At 60.2% G+C, this 17,432-nt stretch carries 12 protein-coding genes; 9 read left to right on the top strand and 3 right to left on the bottom strand.

Annotation, left to right across the window (positions count from 1 at the left end):
- Positions 1-114: 114 nt before the first annotated feature.
- The 6 genes from ABXS05_RS24805 (at position 115) to ABXS05_RS24830 (ending at position 9,284) form a co-directional block, all read left to right on the top strand.
- The gene (locus tag ABXS05_RS24805) at positions 115-1,500 is read left to right on the top strand and encodes an aldehyde dehydrogenase family protein (protein ID WP_367625724.1); all 1,386 of its coding nucleotides are present in this window, start codon (positions 115-117) and stop codon (positions 1,498-1,500) included.
- An 81-nt stretch (positions 1,501-1,581) separates the two neighbouring features.
- Positions 1,582-2,748 (top strand): iron-containing alcohol dehydrogenase, encoded by a 1,167-nt coding sequence (locus ABXS05_RS24810; RefSeq protein WP_367625725.1) that lies wholly within the window; start codon positions 1,582-1,584, stop codon positions 2,746-2,748.
- A 196-nt stretch (positions 2,749-2,944) separates the two neighbouring features.
- A complete protein-coding gene (locus ABXS05_RS24815) occupies positions 2,945-3,778 on the top strand; it encodes a phosphotransferase (RefSeq protein WP_367625726.1) in 834 nt (277 codons plus the stop codon).
- 324 nt (positions 3,779-4,102) lie between these two features.
- Positions 4,103-4,873 (top strand): hypothetical protein, encoded by a 771-nt coding sequence (locus ABXS05_RS24820; protein ID WP_367625727.1) that lies wholly within the window; start codon positions 4,103-4,105, stop codon positions 4,871-4,873.
- A 771-nt stretch (positions 4,874-5,644) separates the two neighbouring features.
- Positions 5,645-6,955 carry a porin gene (locus ABXS05_RS24825; protein ID WP_367625728.1) on the top strand — a complete coding sequence of 437 codons (1,311 nt, stop codon included), beginning with the start codon at positions 5,645-5,647 and terminating at the stop codon, positions 6,953-6,955.
- Positions 6,956-7,958: 1,003 nt separating this feature from the next.
- Entirely contained in the window at positions 7,959-9,284 is a 1,326-nt protein-coding gene (locus ABXS05_RS24830; RefSeq protein WP_367625729.1) for a porin, read from the top strand.
- A 137-nt stretch (positions 9,285-9,421) separates the two neighbouring features.
- Here the strand turns inward: ABXS05_RS24830 and ABXS05_RS24835 are convergent, their stop codons facing one another.
- Positions 9,422-11,101, bottom strand: a complete 1,680-nt coding sequence (locus tag ABXS05_RS24835) for an ATP-grasp domain-containing protein (RefSeq protein ID WP_367625730.1) — start codon at positions 11,099-11,101, stop codon at positions 9,422-9,424.
- Positions 11,102-11,393: 292 nt separating this feature from the next.
- On the opposite strand from ABXS05_RS24835, the gene ABXS05_RS24840 reads away from it, so the two are divergent.
- Positions 11,394-12,587, top strand: coding sequence for a porin (locus ABXS05_RS24840; protein WP_367625731.1), 1,194 nt, complete (start codon positions 11,394-11,396; stop codon positions 12,585-12,587).
- A 135-nt stretch (positions 12,588-12,722) separates the two neighbouring features.
- Here ABXS05_RS24840 and ABXS05_RS34880 read toward each other — a convergent pair whose 3' ends face one another.
- Positions 12,723-13,760: a lytic transglycosylase domain-containing protein gene (locus ABXS05_RS34880; RefSeq protein ID WP_376717643.1), complete on the bottom strand. Its 1,038-nt coding sequence runs from the start codon at positions 13,758-13,760 to the stop codon at positions 12,723-12,725.
- A gap of 1,404 nt (positions 13,761-15,164) precedes the next feature.
- On the opposite strand from ABXS05_RS34880, the gene dapA reads away from it, so the two are divergent.
- A complete protein-coding gene (dapA, locus tag ABXS05_RS24850; protein WP_311934427.1) occupies positions 15,165-16,055 on the top strand; it encodes a 4-hydroxy-tetrahydrodipicolinate synthase in 891 nt (296 codons plus the stop codon).
- A 134-nt stretch (positions 16,056-16,189) separates the two neighbouring features.
- Positions 16,190-16,663, top strand: a complete 474-nt coding sequence (gene smpB, locus ABXS05_RS24855) for an SsrA-binding protein SmpB (RefSeq protein WP_311934428.1) — start codon at positions 16,190-16,192, stop codon at positions 16,661-16,663.
- A gap of 108 nt (positions 16,664-16,771) precedes the next feature.
- Here the strand turns inward: smpB and ABXS05_RS24860 are convergent, their stop codons facing one another.
- The gene (locus ABXS05_RS24860) at positions 16,772-17,416 is read right to left on the bottom strand and encodes a uracil-DNA glycosylase (RefSeq protein ID WP_367625733.1); all 645 of its coding nucleotides are present in this window, start codon (positions 17,414-17,416) and stop codon (positions 16,772-16,774) included.
- Between the last annotated feature and the right edge of the window lie 16 nt (positions 17,417-17,432).

The raw sequence follows: 17,432 nt of genomic DNA on the forward strand, positions 1-17,432 counted from the left end.
GATCCGGGACCGCCCGTCAGTTATGTCTCATTCGGCTGGCGGTCCCGGATCTGCGAAGCGACTCTTCGCGCCGCATCGCGTCCGGGACGACCAGCATTTTCGAGGTTCTCAATCATGTCCGACATCGTCTGTATCTCTCCCATCGACGGCAAGGAGCTGGTGCGTCGCCCGGCCGCCAGTGCCGCCGAGATCGACGCGGCGCTGGCCGCGGCCCGCAAGGCCCAGAAGGAATGGCGCCGGCTCTCCATCGAGGAGCGTAGCGCCTATGTCCTGAAGTTCCTCGACGCCATGCTGGCGATGAACCAGGAAGTCGTGCCCGAACTCGCCCAGCAGATGGGCCGGCCGGTACGCTATGGCGGCGAATTCCGCGGCTTCGAGGAGCGCGTGCGCTACATGGTGCGCATTGCCAAGGACAGCCTGGCTCCCACCATCCCCGACGATGACCGCCCCGGCTTCAAGCGCATGATCAAGCGCGAGCCGCTCGGCCTGGTCTTCGTGGTGGCGCCCTGGAACTACCCGTTCATGACCGCGGTCAACACGGTGGCGCCGGCCCTGATCGCCGGCAACGCGGTGATCCTCAAGCATGCCGCGCAGACCATCCTGGTCGGCGAACGCTTCCAGAAGGCGATGGATGCGGCCGGCCTGCCCAAGGGCGTGTTCCAGAACCTCGTGCTCACCCATGAGCAGACCAGCGACATCCTGGCCAAGGGGCTGGTCGACCATACCAATTTCACCGGTTCCGTCGCGGGCGGTCGGGCCATCGAGAAGGCCGCTGCCGGCACCTTCATGACGCTGGCACTCGAACTCGGCGGCAAGGACCCAGCCTATGTGCGCGCCGACGCCAATGTCGAGCATGCCATCGAAAACCTGGTGGATGGCGCCTTCTTCAATTCGGGCCAGTGCTGCTGCGGCATCGAGCGCATCTATGTGCATGAGAGCCATTACGATCGCTTCGTCGACGGCTTCACCAGTCTCACCAGCCAATATGTGCTCGGCAACCCGCTCGAGGAGGGGACGACGCTTGGCCCGATGGCCAATGTCCGCTTCGCCGACTGGGTGCGCAAGCAGACGGCCGAGGCCCTGGCCAAGGGCGCCAAGACCCATATCGATACGTCGAAGTTTGCGGCCAACGCCACCGGCACGGCCTATCTCGCCCCGCAGGTTCTCACCAATGTCGACCATTCGATGTCGGTGATGATGGAAGAGAGCTTCGGTCCCGTCGTCGGCATCATGAAGGTGAAGTCCGACGAAGAGGCCGTCGCCCTGATGAATGACTCGCCCTATGGCCTCACGGCGGCGATCTGGACCCAGGATATCGATGCGGCCGAGCGCATCGGCGGCGAGATCGAGACGGGCACCATCTTCATGAACCGTTGCGATTATCTCGACCCCGGCCTGACCTGGACCGGCGTGAAGGATACCGGCCGCGGCACAGGCCTGTCGCGGCTCGGCTACGACTCGCTGACCCAACCCAAGAGCTATCACTTGCGCAACCTGTGATCGGGGGGCGGGTCTTCAGACCCGCCTTCATCTCGCCAATGGCGGCTCTGAAGACCCGCCCCCATTTTCTGGACCCTGCCCATGACCACCACGTCTCCTCGCGCCAATTGGAGCTACCCCACCGCCATCCGTTTCGGCGCCGGCCGCATCTCGGAACTGGCGGAAGCCTGCAAGAGCGCCGGCATCACCGCGCCGCTGCTGGTGACCGATCCCTTCCTCGCCACCCAGAAGATGACCAAGGACGCGCTGGAGAGTCTGAGGGCGGCCGGGCTGCATGCCGCCATCTTTTCGGACGTGAAGCCGAACCCTGTCGAATCGAACGTCTATGCGGGCCTGGAAGTGCTGCGCAAGGGCGGGCATGACGGCGTCGTCGCATTCGGTGGGGGCTCCGGTCTCGATGCCGGCAAGGTTATCGCCTTCATGGCCGGCCAGAAGCGGCCGATGTGGGACTTCGAGGATATCGGCGACTGGTGGACCCGGGCCGATCCCAGCGGCATCGTGCCGATCGTCGCCGTGCCGACCACGGCCGGCACCGGTTCGGAAGTCGGCCGGGCAGGGGTGATCACCCAGGAGAAGACCCACACCAAGAAGGTGATCTTCCACCCCCTGATGATGCCCAAGGTGGTGATCTGCGATCCCGAGCTCACGGTGGGCATGCCCAAGCACATCACCGCCGGTACGGGTCTCGATGCGCTGGCCCATTGCCTGGAAGCCTATTGCTCGCCCTTCTATCATCCGATGGCCGAGGGCATGGCGGTGGAGGGCGTGCGCCTGGTCAAGGAGTTCCTCCCGCGTGCCTATAAGGACGGCACGGATCTCGAAGCCCGTGCCCACATGATGTCGGCGGCGGCGATCGGCGCCACCGCCTTCCAGAAGGGGCTCGGGGCCATCCACGCGCTCTCCCATCCGGTCGGTGCGCTCTACGACACCCATCACGGCCTGACCAATGCGGTGTTCATGCCCTATGTCATCGCCTTCAACAAAAAGGCGGTGAAGGAGAAGATCGAGCGCCTCGCCGCCTATATCGGGCTGAAGCCGCGCTATTCGGCCTTCCTCGACTGGACGCTGGCGCTGCGCGAGGAACTCGGCGTGCCGCATACCCTCGCCGGCCTCAAGGTCGACGACCAGAAATTCGACCTGATGTCGAAGATGGCTCCGAAGGATCCGACCGCCGGCGGCAATCCCGTCACGCTCACCAAGGCCGGTGCCCTCAAGCTCTATCGCAAGACGCTGGAAGGGGCTATCTAGCCTGATCTGATGGTGCTCGGCCAGGGCGGCGACAACTTCCTGCCTTAGCGACGAAGCGCTGGCAATCGTGCAGCAAAGCGCGTCATTCGCATGCGCTTTGCCTTTGGCGTGACGGGATAGCCGATCCCGAGGCGCTATGTTTGAAACTGTCATGCCGAGCAAGCCCGATCATTACGACCGCCTCGCAGCCTTGCCCTTGTGGGACGGTGCCATCGTTGTCGAGCCGATTGCGGGCGGGCTGACCAATCGAAATCTTTTGGTTACTGCACGGCACGGTCGCTTCGTGGCTCGCATTGCCGGCGACAATCCGGCGCACGATATCGATCGCGCTGCCGAGCAAGCTGCCACGCGCGCCGCGGCGGCATGCGGGCTCGGACCCGATCTGGTCTGGGCGGAACCCGGGCTGATGATCCTGCGCCATATCGAAGGGCGCATGCTCGACAGTGCGAATCTCCGCGACCGGGCAAAGCTCCGACAAGTTCTGGCGTTGCTGAACAGGATTCGACGCACCTTGCCGGAGCACTATCGGGGGCCCTTACGCGATAGGTACCCGCTCGCCATCCTGGATGGTTACCTCCGCAGGCTGTCTGCCGAACCCAATCGTTGGCAGCAAGTCATCGATCGCTACCGGCCGTTGCTCGACAAGCTGGCGGCGCAGCTTGCCGGCATGCCTGCCGGCTTTGCCCATAACGATGTGCATGGCGATAACATCATCGACGATGGCCAACGCCTTTGGCTGGTCGATTGGGAATATGCCGGGCAGGGCCAGTCCTTGGTCGATCTCGCCAGCTTCTTCAACAATGCCGGCCTGGATGGCGGGATGGCTCCTATCTGCCTTACCGATTGGCTAGGGCGTCCGCCGACGGCAGAAGAGATGCAGGGCTTCATGGCCATGCGTCTGGCGGCGGCTATGCGTGACCTGTTCTGGGGTTATGCCCAGGACGGCCTGGTGGCAAGTCGGCCGGGCAAACTCGACGGCTATATCGCCATCAACGAAAATCGGGTGCGCGTCGCTGCCGCAGGCCTTTGATCGTCCGCAGGCCTGCCCCTGACAGGGGGCTTTCGACGTCTTCCAAGCAAGTCGATAGTTCTGCTCTTGCCGTTTTCTTCATTCGTAAGAAGGTCGCAGGGGTGGTGCCAATTTACCGCTTCACTATTAAGTGATGTCTGCGTGAGTTCAATGTTTTAGCGTTGTGCGATGAAGTTTATTTCGCTATCTTTTTGTAAATATATTTGATTCTTTGTGTTTAGATATCGGAGATAGAGCAGTTTATATAATTCAACTTTTGGTTGAGGTGTCGAATTGTTCAAAACTTCGAAGTTATTTTAGAGTTATATTGTAGACGGTGTTGCGATGAAAAAGCCAAGTATTCTTATCGCCTGTGTCTGTGGAAACCGTTTTGTCGACATCGATGCCGTGCGCTCTTTCCTCAGCATCGCCCTGGACTTGAAGGAACGGAAGGTGGAGGTCGACTTTCTCGGGCAGTCTGGCATTCCACATCTGGAGCATGCGCGGAATGCGGTCGTCAGCTATTTTCTCGAAGGCCGCAGCGACTATCTTCTTTGTCTGGATTCGGACATGGAGATATTGCCCAAGACGATCGGACGCTTGCTCCAGTTCAGCCAACTCCACGACAAGCCGTTCACGGCCGCGCCCTATGTGTCGAAGGGCTACGACAATGAGAAGACCAGCAGGGTTTTCGCCCGCGACCTTGAAGATTTTCACGCTGCCGCGTCGCGCTGGAACGTCATGTTCGAGGATCCGGAGGCGCTGACGGGGCAGGGGCGGCTGGAGGTGCGCAACGGCTTTGCGCGCGCCATACGTGTCGGGGCCGGCGCCATGTTGTGCCGCCGCGACATGTTGGAGACGATGGTCGCCCGTTGTCGGGATCAAGGCTATTCCTATCATAATGTGCCGTTCCGCCTGTTTCCGTTGTTCAACATCCCGGTGGTGAACGGCGAGGCGATCGGAGAGGACTATGCCTTTTGCGATCGATGGCGCGCGTGCGGCGGCGAGCTTTGGGTCGATACCACGGCAACCATCCGGCACAATGGCCATCATTCCTATCGAGGCAATCTGGCCGAGACGCTCGACCTGCGCAGACGTGCTTTGCCCCAGGTCTAGCTCAACCCCCAAATAGATACGCTCTCGCCGTTGGTTCGATTCTCGGTCATGGGCGCTGCAGCGCGACTGGCTTGGTCTCCATGCTCTCGGAGTTCTGGGGCGAAGGTCGGTTGGTTTTTCTGAGTTCTTCATCGAGGCGGGGCCGTCATCGGTCGATCCGCCGATTCGACCAGGTGGAGCGCCGGGGGGGCAGAGGGCATGCAGCGCCCTGCCGGTCATGGTTGGTGCTTTGAAGAGATCCGGTGGCTTCACGAAATTTCAGCACGATGAATGCCGTGCAGCGGAGCGCGGGCGTTGTTGACTGGAGATTGCTTACAATCCTTCAGCAGCACTTTTCCCGATCAGATGCACGTAAAAGGTGCGCTATGAATTTTTCATAACTTTAAGTATATATATTATTTATTATAGCAACCAAACTTATGCGTGCAATAAATCTGGTTTAATTTTGGCCAATTTAAGAACGATTTCGTTTCTAATACGGGTTGATTGAGTGAGAAGATTGCAACCTTAAATTGATATATCGGCGCCTGAACTCTCAATTGCGGAAAAAGTTGTGTCTTTTGGGTGACATGTCTTGGGCAAAACGATGTGAATACCTTGGCTCGGGTCGTTTTCGCGTTGTGGAAAGGTGGCACCTGCCGCACTGTCACTTTCAACGATTCACGCAATGGGTCGTCTCCGGGCCGCCGCCAGAGGTTGGGGCCGGGGTCTCGCGAGCCGGTCGGAGAGGTCAAGTTTCCGACCGAGTAAAAATGTCTTGGAGGTCATCTCATGACGATGAAGTCTGTTCTTCTCGGCGCAGCCGCCGGTATCGCCGCCATCGGCGCTGCCCAGGCCGCCGATCTGCCCATGACCAAGGGCGAAGCCGTAGAATATGTGAAGGTCTGCTCGGCCTTCGGCCCGGGCTTTTTCTATATCCCCGGCACCGACACCTGCCTGAAGATCGGCGGTGAAATCCGCGCCAAGTACTATGCTTTCGGCGGCACCGGTTACAATCGCAACGACAACCGTTCGGCTTTCGACACCCAGGCTCGCGTCTGGTTCGATGCCCGCACCGAGACCGACTGGGGTCTGCTGCGCTCCTATTTCCAGATCAACGCCGACTCCAACCGTCTGGTGGGCCGCGGCGGTGGTGATGGCACGCGCAACGATTTCACCATCGACAAGGCCTTCATCCAGTTCGGTGGTCTGACGGCTGGTTACGCCCATTCGTTCTTCGGCTTCTACGACAACGAATATGGCGATACCCTCGAGGGTAACTACTACGCTCAGACCAAGACCGTTAACCTGCTCGCTTACACCGCCCAGTTCGGCGGCGGCTTCAGCGCAACGCTGTCAATCGAAGACGGCCGCGACCATCGCGTCTCTGGCACGAGCACGCCGGTTGACATCAACGGCACGCTGTATGGCTACCGCGAAGGTGGTCAGCAGGTTCCCGATGTCGTCGCTCAGTTGCGTTGGGATCAGTCTTGGGGATCGCTCGCCGTTCAGGCGGCGGGTCATCAATCACGCTCGGGTGAGAATTACTCGATCCTTGTCGCAGGTCCTAACCCTGGTGATCCGGCGGTCGAAACTCCCGTCGTCGTTCGTCGCAGCAATAAGTATGGCTACGCTGTCGGTGCCACCGGCTTGATTAAGATCCCCGCGATCGATGGCTGGTTCGTCGTGGAAGGTCAGTATGCGGATGGCGCCCTGGATTATCTGGGCGCAAACAACACCTTCCTCGCCCAGGGAGATCGCTTCGTGAACGCCGCCGGGCGGGTTGACGCTGGCAAGGGTTGGTCGATCACCGGTGAATTGGGTGGACATATCACACCGCAATTGCAGGCTGTCCTGGTCGGCAGCTATATCGACACCTCCTTTGATCGTTACTCCGCCCTTGGCGATTACGGTATCAAGGAGTTCACCGTTAGCGGCAATCTGACCTACACGATCGTCAAGGGTCTGAAGGTGGCTGGTGAGATCGGTTATACCCATGGTAAGACCGACCACGGTCTGATCGTTTCCGACAACCCGAAGCTGAATGGTCGTGACAGCTACAACAACTGGCTGGCAGGCATGCGCATTACGCGCCAGTTCTGATCATTCGGTTCAAATATTCGAGGAAGGGCCTGGCGAAAGCTGGGCCTTTCTTTTTTGAGCGAGACACTTAGATCGCCTTGCGGGTTTGAGGCATCGATCGATCCTCTTTTGCAATGACCGACATATTTTAGTTGCCCCCTGTCACCTGTCACCTGTCACCTGTCACCTGTCATAGGCATGGGCATGGGCTGACCAGTTGCGGACCCCTTAGGCATAGGCTCAGGCACAGGTGACCGTCAGAGGTGCTGGGACGATACTACCTATTGTCTATTCTATTCGGGACGATGATGTCGCAGGTCCCGTCGCCGGTCTTGCAATGTGAGCCGAGTGCCACTTTGCGATCACGCCAGGCCGGTGTGCCCATTCCAATCTTCACCGCCAACGCCAATGGGCAACAGGCCCTGGCATAGCGTGCGCCTGAGCGGCACGGGCGACCCCAGTCCCAAAACTGACCCGTTCAGCGAATGGGGCGTTTGTTGTGGCCAGTTCCTTCGAGCGAACAGCGCCTGAATCACGCCTCAAGCCATCGTGCGAAGGTAGGCAATTCGACGGCGATGATTCCATGTCGGTGTCTCGGAAGGGAGAAAATCGATCGGAATTGCCGGTCCGAACAGGTGCAAAGCAATCTTGCTGCCCTCGAACTTCCGGAAGCGCCACCGGCGAACAACTGGCTGTCGCCCCTGGCGTCTTGCATCGAAATTGTGTCGTCCGAGCGCGAAGACAGCCGGAAAAGCCCGGGTTTCCGCTGAAACCGTCCCCAATTGTGGCGAAAATGCTGCGTGTGTCCTTTTTGCTACACAGCTTTGCCAAAATGTTACGACCCTAGGTTGTTGGGTGTAATCGCTATTGTACAACCAGAGGCAGTGAAGCAATGTCATGACAACGATTCACTCGATGGGTCGTGTCCGGATTGCAAGTTTAACGTGTGATCGGGGTCTCGCGAGTCGATCGGAGCACCAAGCGGCGCTTTCGATCAAATAATAACTGTCTTGGAGGTCATCTAATGACGATGAAGTCCCTTCTCCTCGGCGCCGCTGCTGGTATTGCCGCCATCAGCACTGCCCAGGCTGCCGATCTGCCCATGACCAAGGGCGAAGCCGTTGAATATGTGAAGGTCTGCTCGGCCTTCGGTCCCGGCTTCTTCTACATTCCCGGCAGCGACACCTGCCTGAAGATCGGTGGTGAAATTCGCGCTGACTACCGCGTCTTCGGCGGCAACGGTTTTAGCCGCAACGATGACCGTTCAGCGTTCAACACCCAGGCGCGCGTCTGGTTCGATGCCCGCACTGAGACCGATTGGGGCCTGCTGCGCTCCTATTTCCAGATCAATGCAGATTCGCATCCGATCAGCAGTCAAGGTCGCGGTGGCGTCTATAACTCGAACACCTTTAGCATCGACAAGGCCTTCATCCAGTTTGGTGGCCTGACGGCTGGTTATGCCCATTCGTTCTTCGGCTTCTACGACAATGACTACGGCAGCACCATCTGGGCGCCCTATTACGCCGAAACCAGCACGGTCAACCTGATCGCCTACACCGCCCAGTTCGGCGGCGGCTTCAGCGCCACGCTGTCGATTGAAGACGGTCGCGACCACAAAGTCGATAACGGAATTGGCGTCGATGGTCTTACCACCACGGGCCTTCGTGGCGGTCAGCAGGTGCCGGACATCGTCGGACAGCTGCGCTGGGATCAATCGTGGGGTGCAATCGCCGTGCAGGCTGCGGCGCATCAGTCTCGTACTGCAGAGACCGTGACCTACTATCCGACTGGCACAGACCCTCTCAATGCGATCGAGAACCCCATTGCTCGCACCAACAAGTGGGGCTACGCAGTTGGTGCCACTGGTCTGATCAAGCTGCCGTTCATTGATGGTGGCCACTTCATCGTTGAAGGTCAGTATGCCGATGGAGCGACCGAGTATTTGGGGGCGAACAATACGTTCTTCGCTCACGCCCCCGGTGATCTCTTCGTCGACGGCACGAATGGCGCAGGTGCTTTTACGGTTGATCGCGCTAAGGGTTGGTCGATCGTCGCTGAACTCGGCGGCAACATCACTCCTGTGCTGAATGCCAACTTGGTGGGCAGCTATATCGACACCAAGTCGGACAACTTCATCGCTGCGGTCGACACTCACGTTCAGGAATACGTCATCGCTGGCAACCTGACCTATACCATCGTGAAGGGACTGACCATCGGCACCGAAGTCTCCTACATCCACAGCAAGCTCAAGAACGGCCTTGCCTATGATGCGGACGCCGAAACGGTGAATGTGGTCAACGACAGCGTGAATGCCTGGCAGTTTGGTGTTCGTTTGAAGCGCGTCTTCTGATCGTTCTTCGATCCTTTACAAAAGAGACCCAGCTGCGCAAGCAGCTGGGTTTTTTTTGTTGGAAAATAACCTAGCTCAGTAGTTTGGCTGGGATAGCGGATTGGCGCCAATATTATTCTTGCAAAGGATCGTTTGTTTCATTTTGTTTTCTGCAAGAAGAAATCCTCAATATAATGTAAGAGTTTTTTCTCACTCTCGCGCGGATACTCAAATCCGTCAGGTGAGGTCGAAAGCAGATTCATCGTCGCGTTGATCTCAAAAATCAGCAGATTGCCGTCTTCTGTGAGATCGAAATCCATACCGAAAATCTCGAGAGGCATTACTTCCGCGATGGTCCGAAGTTTGCCATAGATATTCCTGCCCAGTTCTCGTTCTGGATCGAGGACGATACGATTGGCAATTTCCAACAGACGTGGGTTCTCACGATAGAAGGCCTGCTGGCCCGGAGTTCGACGAGCTCGCACGTTCCAATGGTCGCTATAGTCGGCACGGACGACGAGCGGCTGCTTGTTGACAAACGCCGCGCGCAGCGCACGGAACCTGCCATCAGCATGGCGGGTCTGAGCATAAGTGATTGCGTAAAACTGCAGCCCGTCAAGCTTTTCCAAAGCTTCATGAAGGGCCTGTCGATCATCGATGCGCCACGTACCCGCGCCCATCTGCTGGAAGACGGTGCGAATGATGGCCGGATAGCCACACCGGTTCTCGATATCCTCAATCAGCGCGGGCCTCTGCTCCCTGCCGCTTTGATAGCGGTATACTTTCGGGAAAATGATGCCGGGAATATTGGCGAAGCGCTCCGAATTCTTCTGGCGTGTCGCCTGCACGGCAAGCTTGGGATGATTGATCACCTTGATACCAAGGCTGTCCTCCAGAGCGCCGACGCGCTGCAGCGTGTCCTCTACCATCAATTGTTCGGCATTGACGACATTGTTCAGTGCCAGAGCCGGGCGTGGCATGCCACGCAATGCATCGGCGGCAGTCGGGGAGTCCGCCAGGATGGACATGAAGCGGAAACGATCGGCGAAGACCTGGGCCAGTTGCGAAGGGAAGTTGCCACTATAATGGTGATCATAGGGCTGCCGGAAATCGGCGATGAATTCGGGCGAGCGGTTGAATACGGCAAGCACGAATTGCTGGGAGGAGGCGGCCTCGGCGAGCAGGATGGGCATGCTGGCAACGAAGCGTTGACTGCTTTGGCCGCAGGCGGCACGATCGTCACGCTCATGGGCAAGTGCGGCGCGAACCGCATGCAGGTTGGGTAGCTCTTCTCCTGGACCGAAATCCCGGTCCAGCGCGACGAAGGCTTCATCATTGCGGCCGGCATCGTGCAGCATCTCGGCGATCAGCAGTGCAAATTCGACGTCCTCTCCCATCGTGGACAGGAGGGGGAATCCAGTCGCGAGAGCCCGGTTGGCAAGGCCGATATCTTTGAGGGCGCTGACAAGGCTGACGATGGTACCGTGCTCGACGGCGTCCGGAACGCGCCCTGTGGGCCAGGTGCATGGTGAATAGGTCTCGGCAGCTGCCTTTGCTTCTTCCTGTCGGGCAGATTCGATCAGAAGACCCAGGAGATTATTGAGGTTGCGGTAGGCGAGGGGAACAGACCTCCGATCCAGCAGGCTGAGGCGGAGCAACCGTTCGGCCTCATCGAGATGCCCGACCTGTTCGTTGGCGACGCCGAGCAGACCAAGAATATCCGCACTGTCGGGTTGGTGGGTGAGAAGCGCCGTGTATGCTGCAATTGCCTGTTCGATCTGCCCGTTACGGTGCAAGGCAAGGGCCTTGTCTCGATCAGTATGGGACGGAGCGGACATTGAGCGCCTCAAGCTGAGAAACAGATGATGGCTACCCTAAAGGGCAAAATGGTGCGGCGGAACTACCCCAAAGCTCAACAATCGAAGAAGGGCTCTGATGTCACGCCTCTCTAACGCGCTTAAGGCAGAATCGCCATGACGTTGCGGCGTGCTCTTTTTGCAACGCGCCGTCTCAATAGTCGGTCTATGGAAGCTTGACCTGCGACATTTCGTTGAGTTGCCTGCGCTTTTGCCGCACTCTGCAGCTAGAGGTTGCGCGGTTGGGGATGGGCCGCCACCTTGGGGAAAAACGATGAAGGCAGTGGCGATCGGCCTTGCCGGTGCAATCTTGGGGGCTGGTGCTGCCCATGCGCAGGATTTGCCGGTTGGCAAGGGCGCGCCAGACAGCTATCTCCAGGCCTGCGTCGACATGGGCGTGGGGTTCTGGCAGCTGCCGGGCAGCGATACCTGCGTGAAGATCAGCGGCGAAGTGCGGGCCGACTATGTCGTGAGCCGCCAGAGAATGCGTGAGGATGACTTCAGCGGGTTTGTCACGCGCGGCCAGATCGGTTTCGACGCCCGCACCGACACCGATTACGGCCTGCTTCGTTCCTTCTTCCTGATCGACGCCTATGTCGGCCCGAGGACGAGCACCGAATTCGTGATCGACAAGGCCTTTCTGCAGTTTGGCGGGCTGACGGCCGGCTACGCCCATAGTTTCTTCGGCATCTATGACCTCGACTATGGCAATGATCTCCTGCAGCCCTATTTCGGCTATGCCGCCACCACCAACCTCATCGCTTATACGCAGGAATTCGGCGGCGGCCTTTCGGCGACATTCTCGCTCGAGGATGCTCGCGGCACGCGCAGCGACGTGCTGAATTTCTTCGGTTTTCCCGAACCGCGACGCCCTGCCGGCGGAACCGCGATGCCCGACATCGTCGGCAATGTCCGCCTCGATCGCGATTGGGGCACGCTGGCCGTATTCGGCGCTGGCCACCAGGTCCGATATCCCGGGCCGCCGCAGATCGGCGGTTCCGACTATGGCTATGCCGTCGGCGCAGCCTTCGGTCTCAACTTGCCGATACGCTCCGGCGCCCATATCGCCGTGGAGGGAACCTACGCCAATGGAGCCTCTGCCTATCTCGGCTGGCAACAGATCGATGCCGCCTATGAGAATTTCAGTGGGCGCAAGGATATTGGCCGTGGCTGGACGGTTACCGGCGAGGCGGGCATCAACATCACGCCCGCGCTAACCCTGAATCTGCTCGGTTCCTACCTCGACTACAGCGCGGCAACCACGCGGGACTATGTCAATCCGGCGGCGCCGGATGTGAGGGGATGGGTGGCAGGCGGCAATGCCGTCTATACCGTAACCCGCGGTCTCTCCTTCGGCATCGAGGGGTTCTATTCATCCTATCGGGCCAAGGGCGGGCAGGACTTCTTTCCCTATGAAGAGGACATCCGAGGCTGGACCGGGGTGCTGCGCGTTCGCCGGACGTTCTGAGCCGGGAATTTATTCCAAGCCTCGAAGATGCAGGCGCCCACGAAACCCGACTGCATCGAAATTCTGGATTTAAAATCAAAGGTCTGGCGAAAATAGCGAAACGGTACGGAGAGTCGTTTCCAAAGCCTCTCGGTATCACCGGCTCTTGCCACGAAGATCGGCCTCGATCAGCAAGGTGCTCGTGGTATCGAGGCGCGAGCGGTAGACCTGCACGTTTTCCAGCACGCGCTGCACGTAATTGCGCGTCTCCGTGTAGGGGATGCGTTCGACCCAGTCGATCGGGTCAACCTTCGGATCGCGTGGGTCGCCATAGGCCTTCACCCATTCGGCAACCTTGCCGGGACCGGCATTGTAGGCGGCAAAGGTCATGATGTAGGAGCCGCGGAAGCGACCGATCAGATCGCCCAGGTGAGCCTCGCCCAGGCGTGCATTATAGACCGGATCGCTGGTCAGCTTCTTGGCATCGAAGGCGATGCCGGCGAGGCGCGCGGTCGCCTTGGCGGTCGAAGGCATCACCTGCATCAGCCCGCGGGCGCCGGCACTGCTGACGACCTCGTGCCCGAACTCGCTCTCCTGCCGGGCTATGCCGTAGACCACGGCGCGTTCGACATTGCCCGAACTCTCGAAGCCAGGAATGGCGCCGATCGGAAAGGCGATCGCATCGAGCGGCAGGCCACGCTGTGTGGCCGACTTGCCGACCGTGAGGGCCGTCTTGGTGTCCAGATTGTCGAGAGCAATCTGGCCGAGCAGGGCCAGTTGCTGGCTGTCCTGCAACTGTCGACCCATGTCGGCGACGAGAATACGAGCATAGTCACGCTTGCCGAGCGTGTAGAGCTGGTTGATGGCACGCACTGCCAGAAGGTCCTCGAAGGCCGCGCGGCTGGCGGGCGTGGCCTCGGGGAGAGCATTCAGGTCGAGCGTCCGCAGCCCCAAGCGAGCCCGGGCGATCTGGCCGTAATAGGTGATGGGGTAGCGCGCGGCTGCCTGGTAGAACCCGGTCGCCCCGGACTTGTCGCCGGCTGCTTCGGCAGCGCGGCCTTGCCAGTACGCGCCGCGCGCAACCGAGATCGGCCGCTGGGAATCGGCGCTCAGATTGGCAAAATGCCGGGCGGCACTGCGAGGATCGTTCAGGAAGCGCAGGGCGATCCATCCGCAATGGAACTCGGCCTCCATGCGGGTCGTATCGCTTTCGGCGGTAAAGCCGGCGACCACGGCATAGGCGGTACGGGCATCCCCCTGATCGAGCAAGGCACGGGCTATCAGGCGTCGCTCCGTCCACCACTGGTCGGGACGCACCAATGCGGCGGCGTCGCGGGGGGCCTTCAGCAACAGGGCGGCGGCATCACGCGGCTTCTTCTGGCGCCTGAGATAGGCAATGCGGGCGAAGACGTAGGCCGGGTCGGTGGAAACATTCGCGGCCAGCAGGGCGCCCGCATTCCTGGCCTGCCTGGCCACGGCAATGCGCTGCTTGGCAAGCGTCACCACATCCGGACCGGCACGGGCCGCAACGCGCAAGCCATCGTCATAACTGCCGTCATAGACCAGACGATCGGCGCGATATTTATGGTCGGCGGATGAAAGCAGGGCGCCGTAGTCGCGCAGGATATCGCCCTCGAGTTGGCCGGACAGACTGTCATTGCGATAGGCGTCGCGAATGAGGGTGGTTGCACCCGCCTGGTCGCCGTCGCGCTGCAGCACGGCGGCGAGGGCGACCTTGCCTTCGTCGGTCTCGGGCTGGGAAGAGGCGAAGAAGGCTCGCACCGTGTCGGCATCGGCTCCCTCATTGTAGAGAGCCTCTTCGCCGCGCCGCCGGATCAAGCCATTGCCGGGCCAGCTCGGATAAGTGGCAAGGAAGGCCTTGATTCGGGCGAGGCCGATATGGCGGGCGGCGCTGCGGATGGCGATCCATTCTGCTGCGGCCTGGCTGGCCGGATCGGTCAGCGACCGGGCGAGGGTGTCGCCGCCGGAGCGGTCGCTGCCCTCATAGGCGGCAATCACCTGGCGCAGGACGTCGAGCTGGTTCACCAGCGGCGGAGGAACGATGATCGAACCGGTGATTTCGGTGTCGGGGCGGGCCGAGATCGCCGGGGGAGCGGCATCCGTGCGCAGCGCGACCGTACGAGGCGGGTGCGTCAGGGTGGCATCGCCAGGCCGCGTGACCGGGGCGGCAAGCGCGCCGGTCAACACCGCGACGAAGAGGGATGTACCCGTCATGAACCGCAAGAGCATTGCCGCCACGCCAATCCAGGTGATCCGGTTTGGCGATTGTCGCGTCCTCTGATTGACGAACCGTGAATGACGACGGAATGCCGCATTCTCGCCATCAGTGAGGCACGAGGAAAAGGTGATTTTCAAGGCCCGAAGGCGGCGGATTCGGGGCTGCTGCCTTAAAAAGTGGCAATCTGGAGCCGACTCATTCCATTAACCAGAGCGATGCGAAGATCATCTCGTTGAAATGGGGTGTTTTCGGTCCCCAATCGGCGCCTATGCTCTTTTCGTGACGGGGTGGCTCGTATATGTCTGGCGCCCGGCTGAGATCATCAGGGCAGCCATCCGATCGGAATCCGTGGAGTTGAGATGATGTCGAAGGCAAAGTTCAGAGGGTCGCTCACCGCTTTGGTGACGCCGTTCCGCGACGGCGCCATCGACGAGAAAGGTTTTCGCGACCTGATCGACTGGCAGATCGCCGAAGGCACCAGCGGCCTGGTGCCGGTGGGCACTACGGGCGAAAGCCCGACGCTCAGCCATGCCGAGCATCACAGGGCGGTGGAGATCTGTATTTCCCAGGCGAATGGCCGCGTGCCCGTGATCGCCGGCGCCGGCTCGAACAATACCGTCGAGGCCATCGATCTGGCGCGTCATGCCGAAAAGGCCGGCGCCGATGCCGTGCTGGTGGTAACGCCCTACTACAACAAGCCGACGCAGGAAGGGCTCTACCAGCACTTCAAGGCCGTCAACGACGCCATCGGCATTCCGATCTTCATCTACAACATTCCGCCGCGTTCGGTGGTCGACATGTCGGTGGAGACGATGAAGCGCCTCTACGAGCTCAAGAATATCGTCGGGGTGAAGGATGCCACCGGCAATCTTGCCCGCGTGTCGCAGCAACGCCAGCAACTCGGACCGGATTTCATCCAGCTCTCCGGCGAGGACATGACGGCTCTCGCCTTCAACGCGGCCGGTGGCCAGGGCTGCATCTCGGTGGTTTCCAACATCGCGCCGCGGCTGTGTGCGGACTTGCAGGAGGCGACGCTGCGCGGGGATTACGCCTCAGCCCTTGAAATTCAGGACCGCCTGGTCCCACTTCATGGGGCAACCTTCCTGGAGCCGGGGCTTGCCGGGGCCAAATGCGGCCTGGCCATGCTGGGGCGCCTGAAGGAAGAGGTACGCTTGCCGCTGCTGCCGGTGACGGATGGCGCGCGTACCCAGATCCGGCAGGCGATGGTGCATGCCGGGTTGCTGAATTGAAACTCTGAAGCGGGGGAGGCAATCCCTCTCCGTCCGAAACGGCCGGGCACTCGGCTGATTCCAGGAAACGCTTCGAAAAACAAGAAGGTAGAGTCTGTTTCGAGTGTTTTGCTCGAAGGCTCTCTGGGTGATACGTGGCGGACAAGAAGGACGGTGCTCGCAAGCTGGTTGCCGACAACCGCAAGGCTCGGTTCAACTACGAATTGATCGACACCTTCGAGGCCGGGATCGTGCTGGCCGGAACCGAAGTGAAATCCCTGCGCCTGGGTAAGGCGACGATCGGCGAATCCTATGCCGGGCCATCCGGCGAGGAGTTGTTGCTCTTCAACGCGGACATTCCCGAATATCTGCAGGCCAATCGTTTCAATCATGAGCGTAAGCGTCCGCGCAAACTGCTTTTGCATAAACGCCAGATCAACAAGCTGATTGGTGCCGTGCAGCGCGATGGCCTGACGATCGTGCCCACCAAGCTCTATTTCAACGAGCAGGGCAGGGCCAAGATCGAGCTCGCTCTTGCCCGCGGCAAGAGCCTGGGCGACAAGCGCGAGACCGAGAAGAAGCGCGATTGGCAGCGCGAAAAGGGACGCTTGCTGCGGGATAAAGGCTGATCTGTGCGGACGCTGCTGGGGACGCACGCGTCCCTGCCGGTATCTTCTTCTCCAGGGGCCTTGCTGCCAAGAGCAAGCAGAGACACCTGCGATCCCAGAAAATACCGTTCAGCGATCGAGAATGCCGCGGATGGTCTCGAAAACTGCCCGGAACATCGGCGTGGTCAGGCGGCCCGTATTCGTGTTGTAGCGGGAGCAGTGATAGCTGTCGACGAGCGTCAGATTGCCGATCTGGTGCTGCGCGTGATGAGCAAAGGGAAAATGGGCCGGCCTGCGGCCGAGGGCGGTGACCACGCTGTCATGTCCGATCTTGCCGAGCGCCAGGATGACTTCAAGGTTCGCCATCTCCTTGACCGTATTGGCCAGAAAGGGGCGGCAGGCGGCGATTTCGCTGCCGATCGGCTTGTTCTCGGGCGGCACGCAGCGCACGGCGTTGGTGATGCGGCAGTCGACGAGTTCGAGGCCGTCGTCAGGACGCTCGTCATAGGTGCCGCTGGCAAAGCCGAAATCGCCCAATGTCTCGTAGAGCAGATCTCCGGCCCAATCGCCCGTAAAGGGCCGCCCAGTACGATTGGCACCCTGTAGCCCCGGCGCCAGCCCGGCGATCAGCAGCCGGGCAGAGGCCGGGCCGAAACTGGAAACCGGCGCATTGTGCCAATCGGGATGCTTGGCACGTGCCTGCAGGCGGAAGGCAACGAGCCTCTCACAGAGCGGGCAGTCGCGCCCAGGTTCTTGGAATTGGCTGGCGGTCATCGATTACTCGAGCAAA

Origin of the sequence: Labrys neptuniae (assembly GCF_040797145.1) — a bacterium.
GTDB classification, from domain to species: Bacteria; Pseudomonadota; Alphaproteobacteria; order Rhizobiales; family Labraceae; genus Labrys; species Labrys neptuniae.

Excerpts from the sequence above, each read along its gene's own strand:
- ABXS05_RS24805 (WP_367625724.1), top strand. The coding sequence starts at position 115 with ATGTCCGACATCGTCTGTATCTCTCCCATCGACGGCAAGGAGCTGGTG.
- ABXS05_RS24810 (WP_367625725.1), top strand. The coding sequence starts at position 1,582 with ATGACCACCACGTCTCCTCGCGCCAATTGGAGCTACCCCACCGCCATC.
- ABXS05_RS24820 (WP_367625727.1), top strand. The coding sequence starts at position 4,103 with ATGAAAAAGCCAAGTATTCTTATCGCCTGTGTCTGTGGAAACCGTTTT.
- ABXS05_RS24825 (WP_367625728.1), top strand. The coding sequence starts at position 5,645 with ATGACGATGAAGTCTGTTCTTCTCGGCGCAGCCGCCGGTATCGCCGCC.
- ABXS05_RS24830 (WP_367625729.1), top strand. The coding sequence starts at position 7,959 with ATGACGATGAAGTCCCTTCTCCTCGGCGCCGCTGCTGGTATTGCCGCC.
- ABXS05_RS24835 (WP_367625730.1), bottom strand. The coding sequence starts at position 11,101 with ATGTCCGCTCCGTCCCATACTGATCGAGACAAGGCCCTTGCCTTGCAC.
- ABXS05_RS24840 (WP_367625731.1), top strand. The coding sequence starts at position 11,394 with ATGAAGGCAGTGGCGATCGGCCTTGCCGGTGCAATCTTGGGGGCTGGT.
- ABXS05_RS34880 (WP_376717643.1), bottom strand. The coding sequence starts at position 13,760 with ATGGAGGCCGAGTTCCATTGCGGATGGATCGCCCTGCGCTTCCTGAAC.
- dapA (WP_311934427.1), top strand. The coding sequence starts at position 15,165 with ATGATGTCGAAGGCAAAGTTCAGAGGGTCGCTCACCGCTTTGGTGACG.
- ABXS05_RS24860 (WP_367625733.1), bottom strand. The coding sequence starts at position 17,416 with ATGACCGCCAGCCAATTCCAAGAACCTGGGCGCGACTGCCCGCTCTGT.